6 protein-coding genes are annotated in these 4,441 nt (G+C 67.9%); 2 read left to right on the top strand and 4 right to left on the bottom strand.

Annotated elements, in window-relative coordinates; translation table 11 throughout:
- Positions 1 to 626, top strand: a 626-nt coding sequence (locus J1C73_RS11025; protein WP_207316197.1) for a GNAT family N-acetyltransferase, incomplete at its 5' end; no start/stop codon positions are given.
- Positions 627 to 1,174: 548 nt separating this feature from the next.
- Here J1C73_RS11025 and J1C73_RS11020 read toward each other — a convergent pair.
- Together J1C73_RS11020 and J1C73_RS11015 are read right to left on the bottom strand one after the other, a co-directional pair.
- The gene (locus J1C73_RS11020) at positions 1,175 to 1,849 is read right to left on the bottom strand and encodes a hypothetical protein (protein WP_207316196.1); all 675 of its coding nucleotides are present in this window, start codon (positions 1,847 to 1,849) and stop codon (positions 1,175 to 1,177) included.
- Positions 1,850 to 2,086: 237 nt separating this feature from the next.
- Positions 2,087 to 2,605 (bottom strand): hypothetical protein, encoded by a 519-nt coding sequence (locus J1C73_RS11015; protein WP_207316195.1) that lies wholly within the window; start codon positions 2,603 to 2,605, stop codon positions 2,087 to 2,089.
- Positions 2,606 to 2,686: 81 nt separating this feature from the next.
- Between J1C73_RS11015 and J1C73_RS36280 the strand changes: the two genes are divergently transcribed.
- On the top strand, positions 2,687 to 2,962 hold the full coding sequence (locus J1C73_RS36280; protein WP_504743236.1) for a DUF8825 domain-containing protein: 276 nt from the start codon (positions 2,687 to 2,689) through the stop codon (positions 2,960 to 2,962).
- Between the two features lie 49 nt (positions 2,963 to 3,011).
- Here the strand turns inward: J1C73_RS36280 and J1C73_RS11010 are convergent, their stop codons facing one another.
- Positions 3,012 to 3,428, bottom strand: coding sequence for a GFA family protein (locus J1C73_RS11010; protein WP_207316194.1), 417 nt, complete (start codon positions 3,426 to 3,428; stop codon positions 3,012 to 3,014).
- Positions 3,429 to 3,717: 289 nt separating this feature from the next.
- Positions 3,718 to 4,441: SpaA isopeptide-forming pilin-related protein (locus J1C73_RS11005; protein ID WP_207316193.1), on the bottom strand; the 724-nt coding region annotated here is incomplete at its 5' end.

Here is a 4,441-nt window from a genome sequence, read left to right as displayed (position 1 = left end):
AGGCCGACACCCTCGCCGCCCACCTGGCCCGCCTCGGCCACCGCCTCCCCGGCGTCAACGCGGACCACCACACCGCCACCTCCTTCGCCGATGCCTGGGCGCGGCACAGTGGCGCGACGCCGACGCTGCACGAGCGGGAGCGCCTGTACCGCCTCGGCACGCTCACACCACAGGAGCCACTCCCGGAGGGCCGAAGCCGAGTCGCGGGCGAGCAGGACCGTGAGCAACTCATGCTCTGGCACCGCGAGTTCATCACGGCCATCGGAGGAACCCCCGCTGCGGACAGCAGCTCATGGGCGGATACACGCATCGCCCAAGAACGCGTCACGCTCTGGGAAACCCCCGACGGCACCCCCGCCTCCATGGCGGGCGTGACCCCGATGGTCGCCGGCCAGGTCCGGGTTGCCCCCGTCTACACCCCGGCCCACCTACGCGGCCGCGGTTACGCGGGCGCCGCGACGGTCGAGGTGAGTAGGGCCGCGCTGGCCGCAGGCGCGGCGGAGGTCCTACTGTTCGCGGACCTAGCCAACCCCACCAGCAACGGCCTCTACCAGCGGATCGGGTACCGCCCGGTTACCGACTTCGCGGTGTACGACTTCTCGTGTGCCGGACCGGAAATTCGTTGAAGAATCTGAGGGCCCCGTGACATCAGCGCAGCGAACGTCCCTGCCAATCAGGGGACTCGACTTCGCCAGCGACACCTCGCTGTACTTCTTCAACGAACATGCGGCGCAGAACACTGGCCGAAGGGCTCATCCTGCTCGCCAGACGGGCTTGCGAAGCCAACGAACAGCTCTACTGCTGGATGTCGATGTGAGGCGGCCCGACCTGGATATCCGCGTCATCTCCGGCCCGAGCGGACTGCGTTCGCTGTCACACACCATGAATCGACTGCCTTCGTTGTCAACGACTGGCTTCGATGGCAGCGGACAACTGCCAATTTCGCGCTCCCGTTGGCTGCGGCTCGGGCCTCTGCGGCGAGCCGGGCCCGCTAATCTCTGGCTGCTATGGAGATCCCGGACCCCGCCGGACCGCCGTACATCGATCCGGACCGCGAAGACCCGAAGCGGCCCGTCTGCGGGATCTGCCCAGCCGCCCTGTACCCGCGCGAGCAGTTCGTGGTCTACAACAGGCCCTCTTGGGAGTGCCCGTTCCATCCGGAGAACGGGCACCGCTACACCCACGACGAAGGGGTGCCGGCCTGCGTCCACCCGGACAAGATCGGCCTACGGCCCGACAGAATCGCCCCGCCGCCGAAGGCGTCGCCAGACCCGGGTGAGACACCGACCCTCCGCCGCGGCTGGAGCCTTCCTTGGAGCGCACGTCTCTGGCAGCGGCGACGCCCGTCATGATGTCCCGATCCGCCAAGACGCACCGAGTTCCGCAAGGCGCCCTCGAAGCGCGCCACGCTGCTCCTCCAGGTCTTGCGACGCAGGCGAGAGGAGATAGACGTTGTCGCGGTAGAGGCGGAACCCGAGCCTCTGCAACCCTGGTCGATCTTGGCGTTCACGCGGTCCCACTCGGCCTGGCCCGTCAGACGCTGGCTGCTGAGGTCGGCGATACCGGGCGAGCAGGCGATGGCCCGGCAGCCGGCCATGAGCCGGTGGATCACCTCGCAGCTGAGTACGGCCGCCAGGCCGTGCCCACGCCACGCAGGATCCAGCGTCACCCGGTCCATGACGAGCAGCGCGGAGCCGACGTACTCCAGCAACTCGCTGACCTCGCCGGTGAAGAAGCCCGTCTCGGGATCGAGGAGCACCTGGGCGGTCTCGTACAACTCCTCGGATTCCTCTTCCATCGCCCAGTACGCATTCCGGGCACCATCGAGGTGCACGCGGTAGAACGTCATCGACCCCACGGTGGCGTCCTCGACCGTGCACGAGGGGCAATCCGCTGTGACGCAGCTGCTCGTGCCCGCCGGCCCACGGTCTCCGTTGTGCACACGCCGACGGTGGAGGACGGCCACACTCCATCGCTCCAGCGTGTCGGCCTGCGGGGTGTCCCAGAGTTCGTCGTCGTATGAGATGCGCAGGTGCAGGTCGGAGGGATCACCTGGAAGCTGAGGCCGCTTGCTCACCCGGTAGTCCTAGACCTTCAGGTCCTGCACGATGGCTTTAAGGACCGTGCCCGAAGCCTCGATCGGCGTGGGCATCACGGCGCCGATGACCATTCGATGCACGGCACCGCCCGATAGCAGCGACGGCTCGGGCTTCTTGGTCACGATCCGCAACGCGCCGCGTCCGGGAGCCCCCTCGATCCGGTAGCCGGGTTCGAGACGACAGAGCCACCCGTGGTCCACCGCCACCGCGGCGCCCCGTAGCGCGCCGATACACAGGCCGCGGGTTACCCACGCAGACCAGGCGACCTCGCTCCAGTCCGAGCCGTCCGCCGGGTCAGGAATGACGTCTGAGAGGTCGGGGCGCTGCTCAGCCACCCAGCGTGAGGGCTGCGCTTTGCGCAGGACCCACTGTCCGTCCCGGGCGACCTCGCCAGGATCGAGCCCTGGCGTGAGGCGCATATCCAGAGCGACGTGGCCATCGGTGATCCGGTCGCCGTGGACCCAGACCTCGTCCATATTGACGACCCAGTCGCAGAGCCGCTCCATTGACGCTGTCACTCGTTGTGCTCCCAGTAGAGATCGTTGCCCTTCCACAGTAGGGCGGGGAACACGAAGGACCGACGAGAGATGCACCCGAAATCGAACAAGTGCTTGAATAAATTCATGGAGACCGCGCCCTACCCCGACGACCTGCTGCAAGCCCAACGCGAGTGGCACCGCACATACGAGGCACTCTCCGCACTGCCACCCGCCGCGGGGGCCACGGCGCTGCGGCGACGACTCCTCCTGCTGTCGTCACGGATCGCCCGACACCCGCACTGGCCAGCGCAGCGTTGCTCGTCAGCTGCTCACGCGGAGCTGCGCCGCGCGGTCCGGGCACAGGATCGCCCGAATTCACCGTGAATGCCCGCGGGGACGCGCCGATCTCGCAACCGGGGCTCAGCGCAGACCGTCATGTCCGGCGCTGAGGGTCGGGCGCGAGCGTGATGGCCATCCAAGGCGCCGCTTCCTCGCGGTAGCTGTGTCCGACCGGGGCCAGTTCAGCGCTGTGGGAGAGACTGAAGATCGCCACCATGATCATGTCCGAGCCGTCCGCGACGGAGGTGAGCTGGGTGCGGCAGCGCTGGCAGGAGCCTCGATGAAGCGTCGGCCAGGTGGAGAAGTACGTCGGCTCACCTCCCGGGCCCGTCCACTTCAGGGCGTCCCTGTGGAATCCGACCCACGCCATCGCCGGCGCACCGGACAGGCGCGTGCAGTGCTCGCACGAGCACAAGTGGGGGTCGTCCGGAATACCGGACGCCTCGTACGCGTGGTCGCCACACTGGCAGTGCCCGGTCCATAGGTCGGGGACGACGATCGACTCGGCCATGGGTGGCTCCTCTGGTGCGAGAACTCTGATTTCCCGCGGCAGCTTGCCGCACCTCTGCACGCTCGCGCTGGCGTTCGGTATTGTCCGACACCAAAGAGGCGGCAAGTCCACCCCTGGCGGTGAACGCGCGTACGAGTCTTCACGGTTCGGCGATACGCAAGGACCACGTATGGGCGGCGGGTGAATCGACCGCATTGCACACCGCCTCCGCTCGCATCGGATACGCATCCACGACAGAGCCCCCGAAATCGAATGATTCCGGGGGCACTCCGTCATGCTGTGAGTAAGGTCAGCTCTCGCTGGAGCCGTCGTCGGTGGAGTCGTCCGTGCGTCGGCGGCGAGCCGCAATGAGTGCGCCTCCGCCGGCAGCGATCAGAACTCCGGCACTGCCGATCAGCCACGGGGTGGCGTCGGCGCCTGTGTGCGCGAGCGAGCCCGCGGGGGCGGGCGTCGCAGTGCTCGACGCGGCCTTGTCAGCGGTCGGGGTACCCGAGGCGGACGGCACCGAGACGTCCTCGTCCTTGCCGGGCTTGCTCGGGGAGGGCTCGTCGCTCGGCTTGTCGGCGGGCCTATCGGTCGGCTTCTGCGTGGGCGGCGGGGTGGTGGCGGTCTTGGCGTTGGTGACGGTCACGGTCACGGGGGCACCGGGACCCGCGCTGAACGTCTTGGACGGCTTGTAAAGGTCGTAGCCGGCGGGAGCCTTGATCTCTTTGACCCAGAACTGCGTCTTCCGGCTCGACACCGGCAGCTCGCCAGAGGCCGTGCCCTTGGAACCAGTTGTCAGGGTGAGCAGCGTCGAGGTGCCGGTGCCGATGTTCACGGTCGCACCGGGCAGGAGCTTGCCAGTCTTGTCGTCCTTGGCCTGCAGGAGAACCTTGGCAGCCTTGAACGGGTCGGTGATCGTCAGCCGTGTGGTCGCGCCCGGGGTGACGATGACGTCCTGGTCGGCGACGACCTCGTGGAGCGGGCTGCCGGAGGCAGTCTCCTTGAGCCGGTAGACGCCCGGCTCAAGG

Origin of the sequence: Streptomyces laculatispora (genome assembly GCF_017353455.1) — a bacterium.
In the GTDB taxonomy this organism is placed as follows: Bacteria; Actinomycetota; Actinomycetes; order Streptomycetales; family Streptomycetaceae; genus Streptomyces; species Streptomyces laculatispora.
Note: the sequence above shows the minus strand (reverse complement) of the source record. Positions and strands in the feature narration are given on the sequence as shown.

Excerpts from the sequence above, each read along its gene's own strand:
- J1C73_RS11020 (WP_207316196.1), bottom strand. The coding sequence starts at position 1,849 with ATGACGTTCTACCGCGTGCACCTCGATGGTGCCCGGAATGCGTACTGG.
- J1C73_RS36280 (WP_504743236.1), top strand. The coding sequence starts at position 2,687 with ATGCACCCGAAATCGAACAAGTGCTTGAATAAATTCATGGAGACCGCG.
- J1C73_RS11010 (WP_207316194.1), bottom strand. The coding sequence starts at position 3,428 with ATGGCCGAGTCGATCGTCGTCCCCGACCTATGGACCGGGCACTGCCAG.
- J1C73_RS11015 (WP_207316195.1), bottom strand. The coding sequence starts at position 2,605 with ATGGAGCGGCTCTGCGACTGGGTCGTCAATATGGACGAGGTCTGGGTC.